The organism is Rhizobium phaseoli, from assembly GCF_003985125.1.
GTDB lineage: Bacteria > Pseudomonadota > Alphaproteobacteria > Rhizobiales > Rhizobiaceae > Rhizobium > Rhizobium phaseoli.
On record NZ_ML133640.1, the window covers coordinates 1 to 1,076 of the forward strand.

Here is a 1,076-nt window from a genome sequence, read left to right on the forward strand (position 1 = left end):
CCTCATCCTTGTACGTTGCCGCTGCTGTATAATGCGGCTGTGCGACGGAGATGCGTGTCATCCCGGGGTTTTGAACTCGTGCCTCAGCAAGCATCTCCGTCGCCATGTCTTCGCTCGAACGGTTGATTGGGCCTTGAGCCCGCGTTGCAAGGAGGAGCAGTCATGCATGTGCCGCAAGCTTTCATGGTCGGCATTGATGTCTCGAAGGCCCATTTCGATGTGGCTGTCGAAGGCAAACGCGTTGTCCGTTTCGACAATGATGTGCCGGGCCGGGCCGCTCTGGCGACGGCGATAGCCGGCGCCGAGCTCGTCGTCGTCGAAGCCACCGGCGGTTATGAGATGGCGCTCGTCAGGACGCTGATGGCCGCCGGCATTGCCGTCGCCGTCGTCAATCCCCGCCAGGTGCGCGACTTCGCCAGGGCCAGCGGCCGGCTGGCCAAGACCGACCAGGTCGATGCCCGCGTCATTCTCCACTTTGCCGGAGCGATGCGGCCGGCACAGATCCCACCTATCGACGACGGCCGCATCGCGCTTGCTGCCCTTGTCGCCCGCCGCCGCCAGCTCATCGACATGGCGGTCGCCGAGAAGAACCGCCTGGAACATGCCCCGCAAGCCGTCGCCATGCTGATCGGCGAGACCATCGCCGCCCTCAAGGCCCAGCTCGCCCGCGTCGATGCCGCCATCGCGCTCGCCATCGACGCCGAGCCAGACATGGCCGCACGCCGCGACTTGCTGTTGACTGTGCCCGGCATCGGCGAGATCGGCGCTGCCGTGCTCATCGCCGAACTGCCCGAACTCGGCGCCATCGACGACAAGAAACTCGCAGCCCTCGTCGGCGTCGCACCCATCGCCCACGACAGCGGCGCCTGGCGCGGCCAGCGCCACATCGCCGGCGGCCGCGCCACCGTCCGATGTGCTCTCTACATGGCAACGCTCTCGGCCATCCGCTGCAGCCCGACCATCAAGGCCTTTCACAAGCGGCTGCGCGACGCCGGCAAACCGCCCAAGGTCGCCATCGTCGCCGCCATGCGAAAGCTCATCATCATGATCAACACTATCCTCAAAAGACAAACGCC

Annotated in this window: 1 protein-coding gene; it reads left to right on the forward strand. The window is 65.7% G+C overall.

Translation table 11 applies throughout. The annotated features are described in order from the left end of the window. Positions 1-162 precede the first annotated feature (162 nt). Positions 163-1,076: IS110 family RNA-guided transposase (locus EFD56_RS32500; RefSeq protein WP_126907131.1), on the forward strand; the 914-nt coding region annotated here is incomplete at its 3' end.